We start from the raw sequence: 22,934 nt of genomic DNA, 5'->3' as shown, positions 1-22,934 counted from the left end.
GCGCCGAAACTCGACGCAGGCGGAACAAGGTTCCCCTACGGCGAACCTCCGAAAAGAGTCTAATGTCCCTATCGGAGTAAATCAAATAAAACTTTACGTTTAATAGGGATCGCCGGGCGAGTTCGAATCGGGCGGGTTTGTGGCTTGACTTCTTTTCTTCAAGTTGTAAAGATATTCGATTGATTTGGGACGTCAGTTGCGCGGCCCGCCAGAGGTTTTTTTTATTTAAAGCGGTTGATAATATGGATTTTTTTGAAATATGAATGATGAGAGTCAGGCAAACGAAGTGAAAGAGGAAAAAACCGGATTTTTTTCGCGTCTCAAGAAGGGTTTGATGAAGACGCGCCAATCCATGGCTGGCGGCCTGGGTTCCATTTTGGGACGCAAAGGCGATGTCGGACCGGAATTGATGACGGAACTGGAGGAAGCTCTGCTGAGCGCCGATGTGGGAATGGCGGCGACGGAGTTCATTCTTGCCGAGTTGCGCAAGGAGATCAAGGCGAACAATGTGCGCGAACGTCCGGAAGCGGTGGATTTGTTAAAGAAAATTCTGGTGGGCATTCTGGAAGCCAATCAGGGAACCATAGAATTCAAGGACGACGGTCCGTTGATTGTGTTGATGGTGGGAGTCAACGGTTCAGGGAAAACGACGACGATCGGCAAGCTCGGCTCCTATTGGAAAAATCAGGGCAAAAAGGTTCTCATGGCCGCTGGCGATACCTTTCGCGCCGCCGCTATTGAACAATTGCAGGAATGGGCGCGTCGCTCGGACATTCCCTGCGTGCATCAGAAAAGCGGGGCCGATCCTTCGGCGGTGGCTTACGACGGCGTTCAGGCGGCGGTGGGGCGCAATGTGGATGTGGCCCTGATCGATACGGCGGGACGTTTGCAAACCAATACCAATCTGATGGCGGAGTTGCAGAAGGTGACGCGGGTCATCAAGAAAGTGGCGCCCAGCGCGCCGGATCAGATTTTTCTGGTGCTGGATTCCTCGATCGGACAGAACAGCATTTCACAGGCGCGATTATTTCATGAAGCGCTTGGCGTGACGGGTCTGGTGATGACGAAACTGGACGGAGCGGGCAAGGGCGGCGTCTTGTTTTATCTGGCTCGCGAATTGAAATTGCCCGTGTATTTCATCGGCGTGGGCGAACAGGCGGCGGACTTGCAACCTTTCAATCCGACTGAATTTGTCAACGCCCTGCTGGCAGAAGATGCGTGAATCAGGGCGCGTCTGAAAAGGCGATGCGGAAACCGAATATGTAATGCCGCTTATCGGGTTTGGAGCGGTAGCGCGTGTGAGCCTGAATATGGCTGATTAAATTTGCCTGAGAACCTCCCCTTCTGACTTTGAAGACGCCGGAAGGCGGCCCCTTCGGGTTGTCCTTCGGACTTTTTTTGTACCAGCCGAAATCGTACCAGTCTTCCGTCCATTCCCAGACATTGCCCGCCATATCGTAAAGACCCCAGGGATTGGGACGCTTCTGTCCGACCGGGTGGGTCTGGTAGTCGGAGTTGCCAAAATACCAGCAGAAGTCCTCGCTCATTTCTTCCCCCCAGAAAAATCGCGTATCGCCTCCGGCGCGGGCGGCGCGCTCCCATTCCGCTTCCGTTGGCAAACGGTAACGATCGGTATTTTCCTTCTCATTCAATCGACGGATAAATTCTTTGGCGTCGTTCCAGGAAACCCGTTCGACCGGTCTCTCGTCGCCCTTGAAGCGGGAACGGTTTTCTTCCATGAGCAAATCCCATTGGCGCTGGGTGGTTTCATGCGTGGCGAGAAAAAATGAATCGACGCAGACTTCATGCTTCGGGACTTCAAATTTGAACCCCTTGTCGGTTCCCATTTGAAAGCATCCGCCTGGAATTTTAACGAACTGGATATTGCTGAATGGAGATTTCGCGGTCTCAAGCGCCTCCATAGTTTGCGCCTGCGCCAGACTGAGTTGAACGCTGGCTAAAAGAATGAGGATTGTGCGAAGAGCAAGCATGAGAAAATGACTGATGGCGGCGTTGATAAATTCGACTTGAATGCATTTTTAACGCGTATACTATATAGGAAATCAATCCGCAACGCACCCTTGCGATTGTCAAGTTGCCTCATTCATTGAAAGCCTTTGCGACTGGAATTGATGTGGAAACTGAAAAAAAAGACCACCTGATCAATCACGAGTATCAGACCTTGCACGAGGTGGTCAAAGCTCTCAATCAACCCGGCGATATCAAATCCATCCTCGAGAGCGCTCTGCGCGCGATCACGCAATTTGAAGAGATCAAGGTTCAGCGGAAGGCGGGAATTTTTCTGGCTGATGAGGCCGGAAAGGTTCTCAATCTCTTTGCTGTCATAGGCGACTTGTCCGAAGAGTTTATGGAGAAAGAGAAAGTGGTTCCCTACGGCAGTTGCTTGTGCGGCAGAGCGGCAGAGTCCGGGGAATTGCTGATGAGCGAATCCTGTTTCACCGACCCGCGACATGAACGAACCTTCACGGACATGACGGCGCACGGACATTATATCGTGCCAATGAAATTACACGACCGTCTGGTCGGAATCATGTTTTTGTACACGAACACCGAGCCGAGCTGGTACAAGCACAGTCAGGAAGTTTTGCTTTCCATAGGAGGGCTGATGGCGCATGCGGTTCAGTCGAGGCAGGAGTCTCGGGAACTGGAAGATTATAAGAACCGTCTGGTGGAGATGGTTCATGCGCAGACAAAAAGTCTGGTAACGGCCAATCGCGATCTTGAACAGAAAATCGAAGAGAAGACGCGGCTATCGCAAAGACTCGAAGCCAGCGCCCGTAAATTACGCGACCTTGGCAATCATATTCAGTCGATTCGCGAAGAAGAGAAAACCCGCATCGCGCGCGAAGTGCATGACGAACTCGGTCAGGCCTTGACCGGATTGAAAATGGATCTCGCTTTTCTTGAGAGCGACTGCGCTAAGGATGCAGAGGCGTTGAAAAAAATTGCGCAGATGAAACAGGCGACGGACGCCACGATGCGCTCGGTGCAACGGATTTCTGCGGAATTGCGACCGGTGATGCTCGATACCTTTGGTCTGTGGGAGGCGGTCTCATCGCAACTGGAGGAATTTCAAAAGCGAAGCGGTTTAAAAACCGAGTTGAAGGGTTCGCTGGATGGAATGGAGTCGGACCCCGAGCTGGAGACGATCCTCTTCAGGATTTTTCAGGAAACACTGACCAATGTTCTGAGACACGCGGATGCAAGCCGGGTGAGCGTTTGTTTCTCCCTGGAAAATGAATCGGTGATTATGAAGGTTTCTGACAATGGCAAGGGATTGGACCTGAAAAAAACTGAGGATGCACAGTCATTGGGGATTCTGGGAATGCGTGAACGCGCATTGATGCGCAATGGTTCGGTTGAATTTGAGAATGAGAGGGGCGCTTTGGTGACGGTTCGCATTCCATTGAACGCAAGGCGGCGAGTTGATGAGTCGTAAAATTAAAATTCTTATCGCCGACGATCATGCCGTCGTCCGCCGGGGCTTGACGCAGATCATTTCCGAGGCGTCGGATTTTGAACTCGTAGGGATCGCCGAAGATGGTGTCGAGGCTCTTAGCAAAGCTCAGGAATTGGAGATAGACGTTTTGTTGCTGGATTACGACATGCCCGGCAAGAACGGATTGGATGTTTTAGCGCAGGTGAAATCCATCAAGCCGCGTCTTTCAGTCATCATCCTCAGTATTTTTCCTGAGGAACATTATGGCGCGCGTTTTTTAAAGGCGGGCGCTTCGGGCTATCTCGGGAAAAGCGCCGCGCCGGAACAACTGGTCGAGGCGGTGCGAAAAGTGGCTGGCGGGGGGACTTATATTGGTTCTGCCCTGGCGGATAAACTTGTTTTTGAGCTGAAGGGCGAAAAAGAAGGCGCGCCGCATGAGCGGCTGACGGATCGTGAGTTTCAGGTGTTCTACCGGATTGCAACGGGGAAAAAGCTCAAAGACATCGCCGATGAGCTGGCGATCAGCATCAATACGGTCAGCACTTACCGTTCGCGAGTTCTAGATAAACTGGATTTGAAAAGCAATGCGGACCTGATCCATTACGCTCTTAGAAATCATTTGATCGGAGGATGATCTCTTGTCTGTGTAGTGAAAGCGCTACATGTCTTTCGATATTCCTGTAATTGTTTTGAAGGACCGACTTCCGTAGTCTGAGTTGTGTTGTGGGAGGATTTTTTTCTTTGAAAAAAATAGTTCAACTTGAACAAGGAGATAGGCAATGAGCAAGGCAATCGCAAAAACAGTTACAGGCGCTATGGCGGCGTTATTATTAATGTGGAGTCCGGTTCAGGCCGCGCCCGCCAGCCCTCTGGACGGCTACACCATTCATGTTTCGGCGCCGCATGTGATGAACGGCGAGGTTGTTGGGCCGTTTCATCATTATTGCAAGCCGATCAACAAGGATATCATTCAGTGCATTCTCTTTGAGTCCACGGACCCCAACGCGCGCATGACAGAAGTGGAGTACATGGTTTCGAAAGAACTGGCGCGCAAGGTGATTCCTGAATGGTCGCACAAGAAAAACTGGCACGACCATGCGGAAGAAATTGCGACGGGTCGAGTGGCCATTCATCACCCCAGCGACCCGGAAGAGCAAAAGAAACTGGCGGAGTATGTGGGTAACACCGACGGCATCATTTTTCACCTATGGCCGGAAGGCGCTCCGATCCCGGACGGCACGGTGGGCATTCCACAATCCGTCGGGCATTGGGAAGCCACGCACGGAAAAGTCAAAGAATAGATTGATTAAGATTTGATCGAGCGGCGTCTTCCCCTGGCGGGGAGGCGCCGTTTTTTATCGGGCGATACCGATCCCTGTTCAGGTGATGATTCGTTTTTTCAGTTAAAATAATTGAAGCAATTAATGCATGGAGAAAGCAGTGAAGCAGGTCATTCAACAAGGTCGGGTTCCGGTGAAAATCTGGACAGACGACGTGGATTCGGGCGCGATGGAACAATTGATCAATATGTCCAAATTGCCTGAAGGCATCGTGCATCAATGGATCGCGGTCATGCCGGACGTGCATTGGGGCATGGGTGCGACCATCGGCTCGGTGATCCCCACTATCGACGCCATTGTTCCTGCGGCGGTGGGTGTGGACATCGGCTGTGGCATGATGGCGGTGGAGACGAATCTCAGTTCTCAGGATTTGCCAGATTCCCTGCGCGAGATTCGTCATTCTATTGAACGGGATATTCCTCTTGGCGCGGGCGGCGCGCACCGAAATGTTCCCGTGGATAAATTCCCCTGGCTGGATGAGGCGCTGAGGTCCATGAGCCTGACTTTTTCAAATTTGAAAGGGATTGGCGATAAAGCGAAGTCGAAACGCTGGGCGCAACAAATGGGCACGCTGGGTTCGGGCAACCATTTCATAGAAATTTGTCTGGATAAAGAAGATCGTGTCTGGTTCATGTTGCACTCCGGCAGTCGGGGTATCGGCAATATGATCGGCATGCACTTCATCGCTCAAGCTAAAAAAGAAATGGAGAAACAGGGCGCGCGTCTGCCGGATAAGAACCTGTCCTATTTCACGAAAGATTCCGCGAAGTTTGCGGAATACGTTAACGCCATCGCCTGGGCGCAGGACTATGCCAGCGAGAATCGGAAGGCGATGATGGCGTCGATTGTGAAAAATGTGAAACACGCAATCCCCAAGCTGGAGACGCGTGGCGAAAACATCAATTGCCATCATAACTACGTGTCTGTTGAGCGGCATTATGACAAAGAAGTGTATGTGACGCGCAAAGGAGCGATTCGAGCGCGCAAGGGGGAAATGGGCATCATCCCCGGTTCGATGGGGACCCGTTCCTATATTGTGCGCGGCAAGGGCAATCCCGAATCCTTCGAAAGTTGTTCCCACGGGGCAGGGCGAACGATGAGCCGAACCGCCGCGCGCAAACGTTTTTCAGAGAAAGACCTTGCGGCCAGCATGGAGCGCATCGAATACAATCACCGCAAATCCATCATTGACGAAATCCCTTCAGCCTATAAGGACATCGATCAGGTCATGGCCGCGCAGACCGATCTGGTGGATATCGTTCATGAATTGCGCCAGGTCGTTTCCATCAAGGGCGACTAGCAGGTTTGGGAGGGCTTAAAAATAGTCTTTTAATGAAAATGAATTACAGAGGATTTTGGGTATATTTCTAGGGGGTATTGGGGGCGCTGTTCTAACTTTTTGAAAAAATAGTGGGTTAGTCTTTCGGGAACTGGTGTTGGTATTTTGGAGGGCTCGCCCGAGCATTGACAGTTCTGGATAATTTTGATAATAATAATCATTATTAAAATTAAAGTCTTCTGATGCACCTTTCAAGGGAGTTTCAGTCATGTTCCAAATTAACTTAATGTGGGTTTATGAATGAGGGTGGGGCTCCGCCATTGGCCTCTACTTTCGAAGCTTACTATGACGAGCTCAAAGCCTATCTGATTCAGAAGATTGGTTGCCCGTCTGTTGCTGAAGATATTCTGCATGACACCTGGCTTCGGGCTGTCGGTCGTTCATCCCAGAGTCCTGTCGAATATCCGCGCGCCTTTCTATACAAGGTAGCGAAGAATCTGTTGATCGACCGGAAGCGCCGGGAGCAGTTGGTTTCGCGCCACATGGTGCAGGGGGAGGTTTCTGAAGCCATTCCCGACGCCCAGGTTTCAGCCGATTCGGAGCTGATCCACCGTGAGCGGCTGGTTCTGTTTCAGCAGGCTGTCGACGAACTGCCTGCAAAATGCCGTCAGGTTTTTGTGATGCGAAAATTTGAATTGATGAGTCAGGCTGAAATCGCCGAGCGTCTGGGAATCAGCCGTAATATGGTTGAAAAACATTTACGCAAGGCGCTGCGTCATTGCCTGCAACGGATGAATGATGCGAAGTGACCCTGTTTCTCTGTTGTTCGCTACTTCCTCTGGAATGAAAGTCGACCGTCCTATATCATAGGAACAGACGTTGTGTGGGTTCTTAATTGGGACGTGGAAAGAAGAGGTCGCGTGTCCGGAAACAGTGATAATGCAATGATCCCCAAAGAAACGCTGGATATAGCGACGGCCTGGCTGGTGCGTCAGGACTCGCGAGTATTAAATGCAGAAGAACAAGACGCCTTCGAGCGTTGGCTTCGGAAAGACCCGATACATGCCAAAGCCTGGAAACAAGTTTCATCTGTATGGAGCGATCTGGATCAATTGCCTGTAGCCGTGACCGCTACGCCGGTAGAAGATCAGGCCTGCGACGCCGAATCTTCTCCTCTCAATGCTTCGACCTTGCCGTCGGCCCGCGCAAACTCCGGGAAAAAATTATGGATGGGTTCCGCTGTCTTGACGGCGTCGCTGGCATTTTTCTTCATGCTTAGCGGCGGCTCACTGATGCTGGAATTGACGGCAGACGCCGTTACAGCGACCGGTGAGATGAAAAGCCTGACCCTTCCCGATGGTTCTCTCGTCCATCTAAACACCGCATCGGCGGTCGATGTGGATTTTGACGATAGCGATCGAACCATTCATTTGTTAAAGGGAGAGGCCGAGTTCCAGGTGGCGCATGACGCATCACGTCCTTTTCGAGTGGAAGCGGCTGGCGGAACGGCGACGGCTCTGGGAACGGCTTTCATCGTGAGATTGAATGAGGGCAATGCGACCGTCACCGTTTTGGAAAATACGGTGGAAGTGGCCTATCCGAACCCAAAAAAGGGAACCGTCGAACGAAATATTTTGAAACCAGCCCAGCAAGTGGTTTTTGGACCACGCAAGGGTCTGGAAGCTCAACCGGACGTTCTCCTCGAAGAATCGAATGCATGGCGACGCGGCAAGCTCATATTTGAAAATAAACCTTTAGGAGAGGTGATAGACGAACTGAATCGATTTTATTCAGGACGCATTCAAATTTTAGACGCATCGCTTGCGGAGTTGAAAGTCAACAGCGTGTTTTCGATTGAAGATCCCTTGCTGGCGCTGGATGCGCTGGAATCCTCTCTGAATTTGAAGTCCGTTCGGCTGGGAGGGATGGTAATAATTTATCAATGACCTTGCGTTTCCCTGATCTTGTTTTATTGCGCGAGCGAACTGCGCAGATGTTTTCATTGTTTTAACCCGCCATTTTTTAAATCAAGCTTTAATTGTATTCAAGAGTTTTCCCCTCTGTTTTCCGCGCTAATTTTTATTTTTTTCAAACATCCTCATTTTAGTCACTCGCCCGTTTAACCAGTAACGGACAATCGCGTTTATTTGATGCGACCCCAATTTTCCAATAGTTTTCCGGGAAGGGTTAATGATGCAATTATCAGCGAGGCCATATTTTAAAAAATATTTAACTGCTTCCAAATTCGTCTTGACGCTAGCAATGAGCTTCTGGCTGGGCGCATCCTTTTCCGAATCTGCTTACGCAGATGAGGGGGATGGGAAAAGCCTGCATTCCGCGTTTCAGGACTCGAAGCAGGCGTCTTACAACATAATCGCAGGACCTTTAGCGTCTGCCCTGAATCAGTTTGCCGATCAAAACGGGCTGACTCTTGCGTATGACAGTTCTCTTGTGGAAGGTTTGCGCACACAGGGGATATCGGGAAAGTTCACGAAGGATGAAGTTCTCAGTCAATTGCTTCAGGGCTCGGGCCTCGATTTTGAGATCACGGGCAATCATATCCTGAAGCTGAAAAAGCTCAATGGGCAGGGCGCAGAGCTTCGCCTCGACGGCGTTTCCGTCACGGCGCGTCGCGTAAAAACCTCCATCTCCTCCATACCCGAATCAATCACGATCATCGATCAGGATCAAATCGAGCAACAGGCTCGCCTGTCTTCAGACATCAATGACCTGTTGGGCAAAACGGTTCCCGGCGTCACGCTGGACCCTGAATCCAATTTTGATCTGGTGCAGATTCGCGGTCGATCCGCACTGGTTCTGATCGACGGCGTTCCGCAAAATACTTTATTGAGGGATGTGGGAATCAATCTGCAAACGGTGGACATCAATGCGGTGGAGCGGATTGAAGTGGTGCGCGGCGCCAGCGCGACCTATGGATTTGGGGCGCAGGGCGGCATCATCAATATCATCACCAAACGGGCGTCCAGCGAAGAACCGGTGTTCACCAGCCGGGTCGGATTGGGTTTTTCCGCGGCTCATGTGGATTCGAGTTTGAGCAAAAAACTTTATCAGGATGTGAGCGGAACCGATGGCAAACTGGATTATTTGTTCAATTTTGGATTTGAAGATCGGGACGGCGCGTATGATGCGACCGGCAAGCGTACCTTGAATTTTGGATACGAAAACAAGTATTTCAATCTGGGCGGGTCGCTGGGGTATCAGCTCACAGACGACCAGTCCACTCGATTGAACTTCAATTATTTTCGTCAGGATCCGGACAAGGCAATAACAGCGGCGAATGGCGTCTTTGGGTTCAAGCGCGCGGACGCCAAAATACTGGACTCGTCGGGCCTTGCCCTGCCTGTGGATGAAGCCTACCGTCACAATATAAACATCAACGCCCAGTACAGCCATCAGAACATTGGCGGCAACCAATTCAACATGACGTATTTCTTTCAGGAGTTTGAGGACAGGCGGGCGCAGAACGGTCTGGGCACGACGGACTCTCGACTGGGCGCACGTTTCAACGTCATTTCCCCATTGAGCGTGGTGTCGGGATTGACAATGAACTGGGGCGTTGATCTTTTACGTTATGAGGATGTGGAAAAATGCTACGGCTCTGGAATAGGTGACTTTTGTTCCTCCACCGGTCTGGTGCTGGTTCCGGAGACGACGCAGGACAGCGTGGCGGTGTACGGGCAATGGGACTTGCCTGTGGAGAATTTCAATTTTTCGTTCGGCGTGCGTCATGAAGAGTTTTTTGTCGGCATTGAGAGCGTGAGCCTTGCGGATCGTACCGATTACCCCGGCAAAGCCTTTCATGGAGGAGACATTACATATAATTCAACCTTGTTCAATGCGGGCGTTGTCTACCATATCGACGATCAGATGAATGTCTTTGCAGGATTCAGCCAGGGCTTCGACGTGTCGCAGGTGGGACGCGCGACTTTCAACGCCACCAGCGCCGGCTCGCTCGATCCGCAACCCGCAACAACGGACCAATATGAAATGGGCCTGCGGAGTTCTCATGGCTGGGGGCGTTTTGAGGCCAGCATGTTCTATTCGGATTCTGAACTGGCGGCGAGTCTGACCCAGGTCGCAACCAACCAGCCATTTATTAATACCCGTCAGCCGCAAAAAATCTGGGGCGTTGAATTGGTGATTGACAGTAATCCCATCGGCAACTGGACCTTCGGCGGCGTCGGCACCTATCAGGATGGCGAAGTCAGCAAGGTGAGCGGGAGCGATCCTCTGGGCTCGGAATACATCGCGGTGCCGCGCGGTACGGCTTACGCGCAGTACACACCCTATCCCTGGTGGACCAATCGTTTTCAGGTTCTGTATTCTTCACAACGCAAGCCTTTTAGCGACTCGGATACGACCTATGGCAACGGCAATGTGGACGACTTCTTCACGGCAGATTTTTCTGCAGGTTTCACAACTCCCTATGGGCAGGTGGATCTGGGAGTGGAAAACATGTTCAACGCTTTGTATTACGCGCCGAGTCAGGCTCAGGCCCGCAACTCCAACTCCAGTTATTACGCCGCTCAGGGAACTACGGTGTCCATGACTTACACGACCAAGTGGTGAGCGTGGATTCTGCCTGATGTTGATGATTGAACCGTGGCTGTGAAACGCGCTCGACTGGCCGCGCGTCGATTGTGGAAACAAACGCATCTTTACCTTGGGCTTGTGCTGGGACTGCCCTTTGTTCTGGTTGGATTGACGGGAAGTTGCATCGTCTTTGACCATCGTCTGGATGAGTGGCTGAATGCGGACCTGTTGACGACAAACAATCGTGGTGTCGCTCAATCCCTGGATGCTGTTGTAGGCGCGGCGCGTCGGGTTGTTTCGTTTGAACCGTCTTCAATCTCCATAGCGATGCCGAGAAGGGAGGGGGCGGCTTTCGTCGTGCGACTGCGCGATTCTGCGGTGGACGGTTTGCCCCGCACGATGGAAATCATGGTAGACCCGGTCAGCGGACGGGTGTTGGGCCAACGCATTAAAGACGATCATTTGATGAGCCTCGTCTACGATTTGCACTGGCGGCTCTTGCTCGACGAGCCGGGGCGGATACTGGTCGGGATCACCGGATTGTGCATGATCGTATCCATTGCGACGGGTCTGTACCTTTGGTGGCCATCGCCCGGCAAGTGGAAACGTTCCCTGAAATTTTATAAGGGAGCCAGGCCCAAGCGTTTCAATTTTGACCTGCACCGCTTGTTCGGCGTTTACTCGACTCTGGTTGTGTTCGTCGTTGTGTTCTCTGGCGTGACGATGAGCCTGCCAGGGCTTGTCGAACCGGTCGTCAAAATATTCTCACCTCTCACCTTTGAGTACCCCTCTCATCTAAAATCTTCAATCCCGAAGAACGCGAATATGATCTCCTTTGAGGAAGCCGAGCGGAAGGCCCGCGCTGTTTTCCCCGACGCCGATCTTCAATATATTTATTTTCCGGATAACGCGGAGGGTTTCATTCAGGCAACCTTGCGCAGTCCGGGAGAGGTGCGTAGAACCGGAGGCGCCAGCCGGGTCTATATGGATGCCTACACAGGCGAGGCGCTGCTGATCCAGCGACCGGAAGAGATGACGGCGGGAGATGTCTTCATGGAATGGCAGTTTCCCTTGCACAATGGAGAAGCCTTCGGCCTGCCCGGCAGGGTGATCGTCTTCATCTCCGGATTGCTTCCATTGATTTTGTATATTACGGGAGTCAGAATCTGGATGAATCAGCGCCGTGGAATATAAATGGACGCTCAAGGTGATTGGCGAGGGCGCCTCGCTGGCATGCCGTCTCACTATTTTCAAGCTATTTTCAATGAAAAGGCGTATGTTCATTTACATGGGCTGAAAATAAGAACCGCTTCTTGCTGGTGCAAAACTATTTCTGTCATCTGAAACCTTACCGGCAGAACAGAATGAAGCTGGGGCAGTTGTTTCAGATTACTGCTCCTTGGAAAAGAGGTGTGGAGATGAAGACTTTACAACAATCGATCTTGGTCGTGGCGCCTTATTCTTCCTACGCTGATTTGATTCGTGAGGTGTCAGAGGATTCTTTTGACACCCATGGTTATGCTGGATCATTTCAAAGCGGCATCGATTGTTTGGAAAATAAAGCTACTCCCTTTTCAGTGATTTGGGCAACAGCCGATTCTTCAAACAGAGCCGATGCCATTGCATTCTTAAAGAACTGCGAAACGTTTTCCCCCTTATCATCGAGAATATTGGATGTCGATGCCTGTCATGCTCAAACAGAGAAACTGAAATCGATGGTTTCCGATGGAGAGATCCATTCCTATTATTGCCGAGGCGCCTCACCGATCGTTGATACCATTTCCAGCGCTTTAAAGTTTGGGGTGGAATTTAATAAAATTAACTATTACCAGCATCAGTTGCAGGACATGGATTTCAGCTCTTCTCAAAATTTGTATGAGAGTTCCGAGAAAATGGAACGGATTGAGGAGAAACTTTGTCTTAAGGGTATGTTTGAACCCGAATGGTTTGATTTTGAAAATCGCTTTGAAGAAATGAATACTTTGAGCGCGAAAATTCAATCCACCCAGACGGGAATTCCGAAAATGCTGGACCAACTTTTGACTTTAGAGGAATTGTCCAATTTAGACAAAAAGGGAGATGATATCTTTAATCATGCATTAACCCTTTTGAATTCACTCAATATCCATCTGTCTCTTTCGAAGCGAGTTGTTTTATCTGCGATTGAGCATGTTTCAAATGCTAAAATACAAATTCAGAATAATCGGGAGTCAATTGAACGACTCCGAAAAGAATTCGGAAATGAGTAACGATGCCCAAAAAAGCAAAGTCTAAGAGTTCAAGCGCCAAGCCCACCAAAAAATCAGATTCCAAATCTCCTCGTGTGGCGCTCAAAAAAAGCAGATCCAAAACTAAAGTAAAAAAAACGACAGCGGGTACAGCTTCAAAACCGAAGCAAGTCGTCCGTGTCATAACGTCGACGCTCCATTCTTTTCCGATTGTGGGGGTTGGCGCCTCTGCGGGCGGCTTGGAGGCTCTTGAAGAATTCTTTGCCAATTTTCCCGCCAATCCTGACGTGGCTTTCGTAATAATCACTCATCAACAGCCGAATCGACATTCACTCTTGCCAGAGTTACTCGGTAAATGCACGAATATGGCTGTCTCAGAGATAACAGACGGATTAAAAGTTAAGCCTAATTGCGTTTATTTGAGTCCACCTGGAAAAAACGTTGCGATTTCAAAAAAAACTTTTCAGCTTTCGGATTGTCCGCTTCCGCGCGGTTCCTCGTTGCCCATAGATTTCTTTTTGAATTCTCTGGCTGAAGACCAGAAAGGCAATGCCATTTGTATTATTCTTTCAGGCATCGGAACCGACGGCACTCTGGGCTTGCGGGCGATCAAGGGTGAATCTGGTATGTCGATGGCCCAGGAGGGGAGTACCGCGAAATTTAACGGAATGCCCAACAGCGCCTTTACGACCGGATTGGTTGACTACATCCTGCCTCCGGGGAAAATGCCTTCGCAACTTATAAAATACATTCAACATTCTCCTCTGAAATCAGAAGTAGCGTCTTCTGCAGTCGATCTATTTGCAGAGAGCGAAATTCAAAAAATAATTATGCTGTTGAAGAAAAAAAACGGCAACGATTTTTCGATGTACAAACTCAATACCGTGCGCCGCCGGATTGAAAGGCGCATGGCGATTCATCATTTTAAAGAGTTCAAAGAGTACACGAAATTTTTTGAGAAAAACGCTTCGGAAGCCTCAGTTCTGTTCAATGAGCTCCTTATTGGAGTCACTTCCTTTTTTCGGGATGCTGACTCTTTCGACTATCTGAAGAAAAAAATTCTTCCTGCGGCGTTGAAGTCCAAGAAAGAAGGAGAGACTTTCCGCGTCTGGGCGCCTGGTTGTTCCAGTGGAGAAGAAGTGTATTCTTTGGCTATCCTTTTGAGAGAATGCCTGGATACATTGAACAAAAGGATTAATATCCAGATTTTTGGCACGGATCTGGACCCACATGCCATTGATGCGGCAAGGGCGGGCTTGTATCCTGAGGGAATCGCCGCGAATGTGTCTTCTGAACGCTTGCAGAGCTTTTTTCAAAAAGAAGACGATAGCTATCGCATAAGAAAAGATATCCGGGAAACGGCTATTTTTGCCCAACAAAACGTCACTCAGGACCCTCCCTTCACAAAGCTGGATTTGATTTCCTGTCGGAATCTGTTGATCTACCTGAATAACAGCCTTCAAGGCAGAATCATCTCGCTTTTCCATTATTCCCTGAACCCCGGCGGCGTCCTTTTTCTAGGGAGTTCAGAAACAACGGGGCGCAAGTCTAATTTGTTTCAACCAATCAATAAAAAGTGGAGATTTTATACAAGAAATGAAGTTGCGAATTCAATGCCAGCAAGTTCTGTAGGCGCTTTTTCGGGGAGTGTTACTAAATCGAATCAAAATGATTTAAGTCCCAAAGTCCAAATCGGAAGAGTGGACACGCAAGCCGTTCGAACCCTGGCTGAAAAGTATATGGTCAAACATCTTTTGCCATCAGGCGTGGTTGTTGACAGTCGTGGAGAGATTTTCCATATTCATGGGAAAACGGGACAATTTCTCGAGCACACCTCAGGAGTCCCAAGCCTTAACGTGCTCACGATGGTTCGCGATGAGTTGAAAGTTGATTTGGCAAGCTCGCTGAGACAGGCGTCTCATGCACAGAAATCTGTCATCGTTAAGGGCACGACGACTTCAATCAACGGCAAAGACGTCTTCGTGAATCTAACCGTGCATAGCATCAGCGACCTTGAGAGCCTCCAGGCTCTGTATCTGGTGACATTTGAAATCGCCGAACCATCCAGAATTACCGGGAAGACCGGGGCCGGCAAATCTCAATCTCAAAAAGAATACGCCTCTATTGTTGAAAAGCTTAAGAAAGAATTGCAATACACCAGGGAGAGTCTGCAAAGAACGATTGAAGAGCTGGAAGCAACGAATGAAGAATTGAAATCGACCAACGAAGAGTTGCAGTCCACAAATGAAGAGTTGCAAAGCTCGAATGAAGAGATCGAAACGTCTAAAGAAGAAATGCAGTCGCTGAATGAAGAATTACAGACGACCAACTCAGAACTGCAAAGCAAGATCGATGAGTATTCTCAGGCAAATGACGATATGAACAACCTGCTAAACAGCACTAATATTGCTACCATCTTTCTGGATAGCGATCTGCGTATAAAACGGTTCACCACAGAAGCAAAAAAAGTCATTCATTTAATCGCGTCCGACATCGGGCGACCCGTCAGCGATATTGTTTCCAAACTCAAATACGACAGAATTTCAGAAGATTTCCGGGAAGTTCTGGACACGCTTGTCTATAAAGAGGTGGAAGTTCAAACCTCCGAATCGCTCTGGTACCAGATTCGTATTTTCCCTTACCGCACCTCCGAAAACAAAATCGATGGTTTGGTTGTCACCTTCTCTGAGATCACTAAACTCAAGGAGGCGGATATGCTATTGAAAAAAATACAGTCCAACTGACCCCCTTGCGATAACCTTACCTTGCTGAACGAGACATAATATGTTGCAGGGTTTTGTTTGGACCCCTCTCAGAAAGTTTTGCTCCTTCAAACAGCGACATCAGGCGGCTCGTTCTTGGGGCGCGTACCTAAAAAACGCATTGTGGCGGGAAGCTATTTAGACTCCAATGGAGCAGGAATGATCTGAGGCTGTAAGCTATTGAAATTAAATGGAGGCGCCGGGCGGATTCGAACCGCCGGTAAAGGTTTTGCAGACCTCTGCCTTACCACTTGGCGACGGCGCCTGAATTTGTATATATGGAGGAAAGGGGAAGGGGTGGAGCGGGAGAAGGGGTTCGAACCCTCGACTTCAACCTTGGCAAGGTTGCACTCTACCACTGAGTTACTCCCGCATTACTGTGTTGATTCCCCTTAAAGGATGCCTACATTATAGTAGCGGTGCGGCGTTTGTCAAATTCTATTTTTGCGCAAATTTACTTTCCGTTCCAGCAACGAGACGCTCGATATTGCTCCGGTGCCGGGCGATGATGAGCAGGCTGACAATCGTTGAAAGATAGACATAGGGAGACGGCTCATGGAAGAAAAGCGCAAAAACAGGAGCGCTGAGCGAAGCCAGAATGGAGCTCAGGGAAACATAGCGGCAAACCCACAGGCTTGCGCCGAATATCCCGATCGCGGACAGGGCGGTGAAGGGCATGGCGTAAGCCAGTATGCCAATACCGGTGGCGACTCCCTTGCCGCCCTTGAATTTTAAAAAGACAGAGAACAAATGCCCGATGAAGGCGAACAGTCCGGCGAGGGCAATCGCTATGGAGGTTCCAAGCCAGATATCGGCGATGGCCACGGCGGCGATGCCTTTCAACACGTCGCCTGTGAGAGTGATGAGGCCGGCTTTTTTCCCAAGCACGCGACCGGCGTTGGTTGCTCCGATATTGCCGCTTCCGTGTTCCTGCAGGTTGATTTTTTGGCTGCGCGCAACCACAACTCCAAAGGGAATGGAGCCGAGAAAATACGATAAAAAAATGATGAGCGTTAATTCCATTGTTTGAATCGGCGTTGAAATTCGTCAGTCCTGGTCTTCGATTCCCAGCGACTTGGATTTGAGTTTTAATTTATTCTTCGCTTTTTTCTCAATCTGGCGAACCCGTTCTCTGGATAGCCCCAGTTCCAGGCCAATTTCTTCCAGAGTTTTGGAGTCTCCATTGAACCCGAAGCGAAGGCGTAAAATCGTTTCTTCCCGTTCGCTGAGGTCTTTCAGGAGGACGTCGATTTTATCGCGGAGGGTGTCCTTCATGATCTGGTCGTCGAAAGGAATCGCGTCGGCGCTTTCGAGCAGGTCGATATACGGCGTTTCAACGTCGCCTTTGAGCGGGCTGTCGAGCGAGACCCCGGTGCGGTAGGCGCGCAGGATATTTTCGATCTCTTCTTCCTTGAGTCCCATGTCTCTGGCAAGTTCTGTTTGCGTCGGTTCCCGGTCCAGCGATTGCGTGAGGCCTTTGATGGATCTGCCGATTTTGGACATTTTCCCCGCCTGTTTCACGGGGATTCTGACGGTGTGGGCCTGGTCGGCCAGAGCGTGCAGGATTGCCTGGCGAATCCACCAGACGGCGTAGGTGATGAAGCGGACCTTGCGGTCCGGGTCAAAGCGTTTTGCGGCCTGCACCAGTCCAATGTTGCCTTCTTCTATCAGGTCTTGAATAGACATGCCAAAGCCACGGTACTTGTTTGCGACACTGACGACGTATTTCAGGTTCCTGCGAATGAGTTCCTGCAGGGCTTCGACGTTGTTGTCCGATGCTTTCAGGGCCAGAGCGATTTCTTCCTCTCTCTTGAGAGGTTGGATTCGGCTGATATCGTTCATGTATCGGCCCAGCGCATCGGCTCCTGAGAGTTGAGATTTCTTTTTAGTTTTTTTACCCGGTGACTTTGGGGTCATGGGATGGCTTTCAATTATCGAGTGGTTTTAATGCGTTTTTTTAATTCAAGCGAGAATTTACTTCTTGGGTACTTTGTGAGCAATTCTTTAAAAATTTTTTGCGATTCTTCAAAATTCTGTTCTTTATAATAGGATTCTCCCATCAGATACATGGCTTCGTCTATATAGGATTGATCGGGGTATTCGGCCATGACGCGCCGAAAACGTCCGATGGCGGCCTGATAGGACTGGGTGCGAAAATAAAATTTTCCTATCTGAAAAATATTGAGAGCCAGGGTGTCTTTGCACTCCTGGATTTTACGTTTGGAATCTTCGGCAAATCGGCTGTCTGGGAAACTCTTCAACAGTTTTTCAAATTCTTCGATGGCCTTTTCTGTATAGGTCTGGTCGCGCGCGGCGATATCCATTTGCCGGTAGTCCGACATTGCGGAATAATAAAAAGCCCGGTCTACATGTTTGTGGGCCGGATGCTGTTGCGTGAATTTAACGTAATGAAATTTGGATTCCTGGAATTCCTCGTCATTATAATGAACGTCGGCCAGAAGCATGAGGGCGGGAATCCGTTCGGCGCTATTCGGGTATTCTTCCAAAATCTGTTCGAAAGCTTCCCGGGCTTTCAGGGAATTATGGTTTTTCATGAACAGCTTGCCTTTGGCGAGCAATTCGTCGGCGGGAAGCTCGAAACGTTTCTTTTTCTTGTCGCAGGCGACAGCGCCTGAGAACAGGAGGATGAGCGCAAGGGTTAAACTGACAAGTTTCTTGTATCTGAATGAATTCATGAGTCGCATTGGATTGTCTTGGTTTATTATATATGAATTGGACGCTACCTACCAAGCGGGGAAATTGATTTCCTTTGAGTTTGATATGGGTGTTTTTTTCATGTTATAACAATGGCTTGGAAGGTTACTACATAATAGGGAGCCTTATGCACCGTTTTTTTAAAGCAGTTGCGCCAGTCTTGTTAGCGGGCGTTAGTGAAATTATTCCCTCAACGGCGTTTGCCGCAGAGGGGACGCCATCCTGGGGCCTGCTGTCGATCATTGAGAAAGGCGGTTTCATGATGTATCCCATCATTTTCTGTTCGATTTTGATGGTGGGAATATCTATGGAACGCGCTTATAACTTGCGCCGTTCCAATATTGTCAATCCGGATTTTCTTGAAAGCGTCCGGGATCAATGGGACTGGCGGGATGTGCAATTGGGGCTGAAACTTTGCAACGCTTACGATAATTCCCTGGCGCGCATCCTCAAGGCGGGCTTGTTGCGTTTTGGCGGTCGGCTGGATGAAATTGAAGGCGCCATCGAAGGGGCGGGACAGCATGAAGCCTCCCTGATGAATTCCAATTTGAGAGTGCTGGGCGCCGTCGCTAACATCACGCCGATGATGGGCCTGCTGGGTACGGTGTTTGGAATGATCAAAGCCTTCGACGTGATTTCCCAGAGCGGTACGGGCAATCCGGGTTTGGTGGCGAGCGGTATTTCTGAAGCTTTGATCACCACGGCGGCAGGCATGGTGGTCGGAATTCCTGCATTGGCCTTGTATCATTATTTCAGAGGCAAGATCGACCGTTATGTATTTGAGATGGAGGAGATTTCATTTCAACTGGTCGAGGAGCTTTCCTATGAAGCAGTTCGACAGAAAAAACCGCGTCCCAGAAAACGCGCTGGAAGACCGGGCATTGATCCGGCGTCTCCAAAAAATCCCGGAGTGGAACCGGCTTCGGTGGTGAAATAAAAGGAATGCAATTCAGAAAAGAAGAGGATGATAATTTTGCTCTGGATCTGACGCCTCTGATCGACGTTGTTTTTCTCCTGCTGATTTTTTTTATGGTGTCCACGGTGTTTGTTGATTTCAACCGACGCATGGACCTGACCCTGCCCAGTTCCAAAGCCTCCACTCCGAACGAACCTTCGAAACAATTGAATATTGAAATGACCATCGATCACAAGATTTATTTTTCGGGAGCGCAGGTCACCGTTCAGCAATTGGAGGAAATGTTCGCCAAGATGGAACCGGAGAAGAAAAAATCGGCGGTCATCCACGCGGACAAAGGGCTGTCCTTTGGCAAGGTTGTGGAGGTGATGGGCGTCCTCAACGCTGAACACGTTGAAGACGTCAGTATCGCAGTCAAATAATCTATAAAGTTAAGATTAACAATTCAGGATTTTTTCGCCGGTCGGTCTGACTGTATTACATGCGCTCTTCGATTGCGATTGATGATCCATTCATTCAATCGTCGAGTTTCTTCCGGTTTGAGGATTTTCAAGGTTGAGACCGGATCGGGGTGGTCTTCGTCGTTCAGCACGACGCAATAGTTCCTTTCGATGTAGGCCGCAACATGCGCCTTGAACTGCGGGAACTTGAATAATTCTGAAAAAATTTCCTTGTGGTATTCGACACTGGTGTTGCGAGGGTCGAATTTATACAATTTGGAGTTTAATTTATTTTTGAATTGCGCTTCCAGAATAATAGCCATGGGTCGACTTTGGTTGAAAGGTTGCCATTGGTGAATACGCCAGAATTCAATACTCCAATAGTATACGTCCGAGCGAAAGGTATTGCGAGAGTCGACTGATATATTTTTTTTGGCGCAGGTAATCAATGGGCTTGGAACAGCCCCATTTAAAAGGATTTTTAATGATTAAGCCGGAACACATTCCGTTTTTTGAGATGAGTCTTCTTGTTGAATTTTCAAAGGGGGGGGCAAACCATGAATAAGACAAAAGAGGCGCCCTATGCCCAAAGTCGGCAATTACTGAGTTTTATCAATTCGGCGCCGACGCCCTTTCATGCCGTGTCGGCGCTGGTGCAGCTTTTGAAGCCTCGCGGTTTTGTCGAATTGAAGGAAGGCGAAGCCTGGAGCTTGAAAAAGGGCGGTCGCTACTATGTGATCAGGAACGGCGCCTCAATCGCGGCCTTCACCATTGGCATGCGCACTCCAGAGGAGACGGGCTTTCACATTATCGGCGCGCACACGGACAGTCCCAATTTGCGGCTGAAGCCGAATCCTGAATATCAAAAAAGCGGCTACGTTCAATTGGGCGTCGAAGTTTATGGAGGCGCTCTGCTGGCTTCTTGGACGGATCGCGATTTGTCGCTGGCAGGGCGCGTCGTTCACCGTAGTTCGGATGGAATACGAGAAGGTCTGCTTCGTTTTGACCGACCTATGCTAAGAATCCCGCAATTGGCGATTCATCTGAATCGGGAGGTGAACGATAAGGGTTTGCTTCTCAACAGACAACTTCACTTACCTCCAATATTTACGCAGTCGGAGGGGAAGGCGTCGCCGTCTTCCACGTTGAAACAAATGCTGGCTGAAAAACTGGAGTGTGGTCCGGACGATATCGTCGGTCTGGATCTGGCCCTGTACGACACCCAACCGGGTTCGCTCGGCGGCGCTCAGGAGGAATTTATTTTCTCTCCGCGTCTCGATAATCTGGCTTCCTGTCATGCGGCTACGATGGCGCTGGTGGAATCGCCTGAAGAGGTCGAGACCTCGCGCATTGTCATTTGCTACGATCATGAAGAGGTGGGAAGCGGGTCGGCGCAGGGCGCAGTCTCTCCATTTCTAAGGGATTTGCTCGAACGCTCGATGCAAACGCCGGGGCGGGAAGCGTTTCTACGCGCTCTGTCCCGTTCCTTTTGTATTTCGGCGGACATGGCGCATGCGGTGCACCCAAACTACTCGGATCAACACGACTCGCAACACTTGCCGCAATTGAACAAGGGGCCGGTGATCAAATGGAATTCAAACCAGAAATACGCGACGGATGGCAAAACCTGCGCGCAGTTCGACGCGCTTTGTCAGAAGGCGGGGGTTCCGCTTCAGAAATTTGCGATTCGTTCGGATCTGATGTGCGGAAGCACGATAGGTCCCATCACCGCGTCCACGCTGGGCATTCCCACGGTGGACGTTGGAAGCCCGATGCTGTCAATGCATTCGATTCGAGAGATGTCGGGCAGTCTGGATCATGAATATGTGACCCGCGCGTTCAGAGAATATTTTTCGCGCTGAAAATATTCAGCGTTTGTAGTTGAAGCGACGTCGCGCCTCGGCGAGCAAGTCTTTGGTCGAGGCGGCGGCTTCCTTCAAATTTTGTTCTTCAAACAATTCGACCGCTTTTTCCAAATTGATCAGGGTGAGCAATTTGAAGGGCGGTTGCTTGTCGTAGTTGAAAAAAGCCCATCCCAGGTTGCCATGCGCCTCTGCGTCGTTCTGGATTCGATGCACGACGATGTTGAGCTGGGCGATGGCGTCCTCCCAGCGTTCCAGAAAATTATAGGCGTTGCCGAGCAGGAAGCGGGCTTCCATATTTTGCGGTTCCAGTTCCACGGCTTTCTCGAAAGACAGGCGCGCGCCTTCGTAATTCTTCTTCTTTTTAAAGGCCAATCCCTTGTTGATATGAACGACCGTGGCGGAAGGGTTGAGCTTGATGGATTTGTCGTATGCGGCGATGGCTTCGTCGAACTGTCCTTTCTGGCTCAGCGTGTTGCCTTTCAAGAACCATTCTTCGGCGCTGATTGCGTGCGCTGTGGAGCTGTGAAAAACTGTTAGAACGATGAATAAAGCAACGGCAAGGAGTTGTTTCATGTCAGTGTCCCTTCGCAGGTCTTTGGCTGTCTGTGATCCAGAATCGCCCGGAATTTTTTTGCACCGTCACCTGGCAACCCAAGGCTCTGGAAATCGATTCGCTTTCCAGCATACTCTCTTTTTCGCCCTGTAAAAAGACTTTCCCGTCCTTGATATAAAGGACATGGGAGATCAGCGGCATGATCTCGTCGATGTGATGCGTGACGTAGACGATGCGGGTTTCGGAGCGCGACAATCGGGAGAGGGTGTCGAGAAAGAGTTCGCGGGTCGGTATGTCGAGGCCGGAGCAGGGTTCATCGAGAATCAGCAGGCGGGGCTGGTTGACAAGAGCGCGGGCGAGCAGGACGCGGCGCGCTTCGCCGTAAGAGAGTTGATGAAAATTATTTCCGCTCAAATGCGCGATGCCGAGAAAATCCATCCATTGCAAGGCTTCCGTTTTTTGCTCGGCCCCGACGGGGCCGTACAATCCAATGGATTGGAATAGGCCGGAGGCGACGACCTGCCAGCTCAGGATATTGGGTTCGTAACGTTCCTGAAATTCGGCGGAGACAAAACCAATCTGTTCGCGAATTTCCGCCAGCGGGCGCAGTCCTCTCACTCCAAACCAGGAGACCTCGCCGCCGTGCATGGGGATCAATTCGCCGAATATCAATTTCATGAAGGTGGTTTTACCCGCTCCGTTATTGCCGACGATGGCCCAGTTCTGCGAGTCGTGCATGGTCCAGTTGAAATCATGAAGGACGTGGGTTCCGTTCACGCAGACCTGGGCGTTGGTGATCTCTATCAGTGTTTTAGGCATGGC

Annotated in this window: 21 protein-coding genes and 2 tRNA genes; 14 read left to right on the top strand and 9 right to left on the bottom strand. The window is 50.0% G+C overall.

Going from position 1 to position 22,934, the window contains the following annotated elements:
- Positions 1-259: 259 nt before the first annotated feature.
- A complete protein-coding gene (gene ftsY, locus G3M78_14160) occupies positions 260-1,222 on the top strand; it encodes a signal recognition particle-docking protein FtsY (GenBank protein QPJ66478.1) in 963 nt (320 codons plus the stop codon).
- A gap of 1 nt (position 1,223) precedes the next feature.
- Here the strand turns inward: ftsY and G3M78_14155 are convergent, their stop codons facing one another.
- Positions 1,224-1,991 (bottom strand): formylglycine-generating enzyme family protein, encoded by a 768-nt coding sequence (locus tag G3M78_14155; protein ID QPJ66477.1) that lies wholly within the window; start codon positions 1,989-1,991, stop codon positions 1,224-1,226.
- A 143-nt stretch (positions 1,992-2,134) separates the two neighbouring features.
- Here G3M78_14155 and G3M78_14150 point away from each other — a divergent pair, with 143 nt between their 5' ends.
- The 10 genes from G3M78_14150 to G3M78_14105 all read left to right on the top strand — a co-directional run bounded on the left by G3M78_14150 (position 2,135) and on the right by G3M78_14105 (position 15,605).
- Positions 2,135-3,460, top strand: a complete 1,326-nt coding sequence (locus G3M78_14150) for a GAF domain-containing sensor histidine kinase (GenBank protein QPJ66476.1) — start codon at positions 2,135-2,137, stop codon at positions 3,458-3,460.
- Positions 3,450-4,094, top strand: coding sequence for a response regulator transcription factor (locus tag G3M78_14145; protein ID QPJ66475.1), 645 nt, complete (start codon positions 3,450-3,452; stop codon positions 4,092-4,094). The genes G3M78_14150 and G3M78_14145 overlap by 11 nt, the downstream gene beginning before the upstream one ends.
- 145 nt (positions 4,095-4,239) lie before the next feature.
- On the top strand, positions 4,240-4,761 hold the full coding sequence (locus G3M78_14140; protein QPJ66474.1) for an OBAP family protein: 522 nt from the start codon (positions 4,240-4,242) through the stop codon (positions 4,759-4,761).
- Positions 4,762-4,888: 127 nt separating this feature from the next.
- The gene (locus G3M78_14135; GenBank protein QPJ66473.1) at positions 4,889-6,100 is read left to right on the top strand and encodes an RtcB family protein; all 1,212 of its coding nucleotides are present in this window, start codon (positions 4,889-4,891) and stop codon (positions 6,098-6,100) included.
- Positions 6,101-6,399: 299 nt separating this feature from the next.
- Complete coding sequence (locus G3M78_14130) at positions 6,400-6,888, top strand: sigma-70 family RNA polymerase sigma factor (GenBank protein QPJ66472.1); 489 nt, start codon at positions 6,400-6,402, stop codon at positions 6,886-6,888.
- A gap of 111 nt (positions 6,889-6,999) precedes the next feature.
- Positions 7,000-8,025, top strand: coding sequence for a FecR family protein (locus G3M78_14125; GenBank protein QPJ66471.1), 1,026 nt, complete (start codon positions 7,000-7,002; stop codon positions 8,023-8,025).
- A gap of 316 nt (positions 8,026-8,341) precedes the next feature.
- Positions 8,342-10,669, top strand: a complete 2,328-nt coding sequence (locus tag G3M78_14120; GenBank protein QPJ66470.1) for a TonB-dependent receptor — start codon at positions 8,342-8,344, stop codon at positions 10,667-10,669.
- A 33-nt stretch (positions 10,670-10,702) separates the two neighbouring features.
- Positions 10,703-11,827 (top strand): PepSY domain-containing protein, encoded by a 1,125-nt coding sequence (locus G3M78_14115; GenBank protein QPJ66469.1) that lies wholly within the window; start codon positions 10,703-10,705, stop codon positions 11,825-11,827.
- 170 nt (positions 11,828-11,997) lie between these two features.
- Positions 11,998-12,882 carry a hypothetical protein gene (locus G3M78_14110; GenBank protein QPJ66468.1) on the top strand — a complete coding sequence of 295 codons (885 nt, stop codon included), beginning with the start codon at positions 11,998-12,000 and terminating at the stop codon, positions 12,880-12,882.
- Between the two features lie 2 nt (positions 12,883-12,884).
- The gene (locus G3M78_14105) at positions 12,885-15,605 is read left to right on the top strand and encodes a PAS domain-containing protein (GenBank protein QPJ66467.1); all 2,721 of its coding nucleotides are present in this window, start codon (positions 12,885-12,887) and stop codon (positions 15,603-15,605) included.
- A gap of 209 nt (positions 15,606-15,814) precedes the next feature.
- Here G3M78_14105 and G3M78_14100 read toward each other — a convergent pair.
- The 5 genes from G3M78_14100 to bamD form a co-directional block, all read right to left on the bottom strand.
- Positions 15,815-15,888 (bottom strand) — tRNA-Cys (locus G3M78_14100).
- A 33-nt stretch (positions 15,889-15,921) separates the two neighbouring features.
- A tRNA-Gly gene (locus G3M78_14095) sits at positions 15,922-15,996 on the bottom strand.
- A gap of 65 nt (positions 15,997-16,061) precedes the next feature.
- Positions 16,062-16,646, bottom strand: a complete 585-nt coding sequence (gene plsY / locus G3M78_14090) for a glycerol-3-phosphate 1-O-acyltransferase PlsY (protein QPJ66466.1) — start codon at positions 16,644-16,646, stop codon at positions 16,062-16,064.
- A 24-nt stretch (positions 16,647-16,670) separates the two neighbouring features.
- Positions 16,671-17,540, bottom strand: coding sequence for an RNA polymerase sigma factor RpoD/SigA (locus tag G3M78_14085; protein ID QPJ66465.1), 870 nt, complete (start codon positions 17,538-17,540; stop codon positions 16,671-16,673).
- Between the two features lie 14 nt (positions 17,541-17,554).
- Positions 17,555-18,319, bottom strand: coding sequence for an outer membrane protein assembly factor BamD (bamD, locus tag G3M78_14080; protein QPJ66464.1), 765 nt, complete (start codon positions 18,317-18,319; stop codon positions 17,555-17,557).
- A 146-nt stretch (positions 18,320-18,465) separates the two neighbouring features.
- Here bamD and G3M78_14075 point away from each other — a divergent pair, with 146 nt between their 5' ends.
- Both G3M78_14075 and G3M78_14070 read left to right on the top strand, forming a co-directional pair.
- The gene (locus G3M78_14075; protein QPJ66463.1) at positions 18,466-19,275 is read left to right on the top strand and encodes a MotA/TolQ/ExbB proton channel family protein; all 810 of its coding nucleotides are present in this window, start codon (positions 18,466-18,468) and stop codon (positions 19,273-19,275) included.
- A gap of 5 nt (positions 19,276-19,280) precedes the next feature.
- Positions 19,281-19,676 carry a biopolymer transporter ExbD gene (locus G3M78_14070; protein ID QPJ66462.1) on the top strand — a complete coding sequence of 132 codons (396 nt, stop codon included), beginning with the start codon at positions 19,281-19,283 and terminating at the stop codon, positions 19,674-19,676.
- Positions 19,677-19,699: 23 nt separating this feature from the next.
- On the opposite strand, the gene G3M78_14065 is transcribed toward G3M78_14070, so the two are convergent.
- Positions 19,700-20,017, bottom strand: coding sequence for a hypothetical protein (locus G3M78_14065; protein ID QPJ66461.1), 318 nt, complete (start codon positions 20,015-20,017; stop codon positions 19,700-19,702).
- A 234-nt stretch (positions 20,018-20,251) separates the two neighbouring features.
- On the opposite strand from G3M78_14065, the gene G3M78_14060 reads away from it, so the two are divergent.
- The gene (locus tag G3M78_14060) at positions 20,252-21,556 is read left to right on the top strand and encodes a M18 family aminopeptidase (protein QPJ66460.1); all 1,305 of its coding nucleotides are present in this window, start codon (positions 20,252-20,254) and stop codon (positions 21,554-21,556) included.
- A 6-nt stretch (positions 21,557-21,562) separates the two neighbouring features.
- Here G3M78_14060 and G3M78_14055 read toward each other — a convergent pair whose 3' ends face one another.
- Positions 21,563-22,132 (bottom strand): tetratricopeptide repeat protein, encoded by a 570-nt coding sequence (locus G3M78_14055; GenBank protein QPJ66459.1) that lies wholly within the window; start codon positions 22,130-22,132, stop codon positions 21,563-21,565.
- Position 22,133: 1 nt separating this feature from the next.
- A complete protein-coding gene (locus tag G3M78_14050; GenBank protein ID QPJ66458.1) occupies positions 22,134-22,931 on the bottom strand; it encodes an ATP-binding cassette domain-containing protein in 798 nt (265 codons plus the stop codon).
- Positions 22,932-22,934 lie beyond the last annotated feature (3 nt).

The sequence above is a fragment of the Candidatus Nitrohelix vancouverensis genome, from assembly GCA_015698305.1.
Lineage (GTDB): Bacteria > Nitrospinota > Nitrospinia > Nitrospinales > VA-1 > Nitrohelix > Nitrohelix vancouverensis.
This window is presented reverse-complemented; position numbering and strand designations above follow the sequence as displayed.

Bases quoted from the DNA above. Each gene is read 5' to 3' on its own strand.
- ftsY (QPJ66478.1), top strand. From the start codon at position 260: ATGAATGATGAGAGTCAGGCAAACGAAGTGAAAGAGGAAAAAACCGGA.
- G3M78_14155 (QPJ66477.1), bottom strand. From the start codon at position 1,991: ATGCTTGCTCTTCGCACAATCCTCATTCTTTTAGCCAGCGTTCAACTC.
- G3M78_14145 (QPJ66475.1), top strand. From the start codon at position 3,450: ATGAGTCGTAAAATTAAAATTCTTATCGCCGACGATCATGCCGTCGTC.
- G3M78_14140 (QPJ66474.1), top strand. From the start codon at position 4,240: ATGAGCAAGGCAATCGCAAAAACAGTTACAGGCGCTATGGCGGCGTTA.
- G3M78_14135 (QPJ66473.1), top strand. From the start codon at position 4,889: ATGGAGAAAGCAGTGAAGCAGGTCATTCAACAAGGTCGGGTTCCGGTG.
- G3M78_14120 (QPJ66470.1), top strand. From the start codon at position 8,342: ATGAGCTTCTGGCTGGGCGCATCCTTTTCCGAATCTGCTTACGCAGAT.
- G3M78_14110 (QPJ66468.1), top strand. From the start codon at position 11,998: ATGAAGCTGGGGCAGTTGTTTCAGATTACTGCTCCTTGGAAAAGAGGT.
- G3M78_14105 (QPJ66467.1), top strand. From the start codon at position 12,885: ATGCCCAAAAAAGCAAAGTCTAAGAGTTCAAGCGCCAAGCCCACCAAA.
- plsY (QPJ66466.1), bottom strand. From the start codon at position 16,646: ATGGAATTAACGCTCATCATTTTTTTATCGTATTTTCTCGGCTCCATT.
- G3M78_14085 (QPJ66465.1), bottom strand. From the start codon at position 17,540: ATGACCCCAAAGTCACCGGGTAAAAAAACTAAAAAGAAATCTCAACTC.
- bamD (QPJ66464.1), bottom strand. From the start codon at position 18,319: ATGAATTCATTCAGATACAAGAAACTTGTCAGTTTAACCCTTGCGCTC.
- G3M78_14075 (QPJ66463.1), top strand. From the start codon at position 18,466: ATGCACCGTTTTTTTAAAGCAGTTGCGCCAGTCTTGTTAGCGGGCGTT.
- G3M78_14070 (QPJ66462.1), top strand. From the start codon at position 19,281: ATGCAATTCAGAAAAGAAGAGGATGATAATTTTGCTCTGGATCTGACG.
- G3M78_14065 (QPJ66461.1), bottom strand. From the start codon at position 20,017: ATGGCTATTATTCTGGAAGCGCAATTCAAAAATAAATTAAACTCCAAA.
- G3M78_14060 (QPJ66460.1), top strand. From the start codon at position 20,252: ATGAATAAGACAAAAGAGGCGCCCTATGCCCAAAGTCGGCAATTACTG.
- G3M78_14055 (QPJ66459.1), bottom strand. From the start codon at position 22,132: ATGAAACAACTCCTTGCCGTTGCTTTATTCATCGTTCTAACAGTTTTT.
- G3M78_14050 (QPJ66458.1), bottom strand. From the start codon at position 22,931: ATGCCTAAAACACTGATAGAGATCACCAACGCCCAGGTCTGCGTGAAC.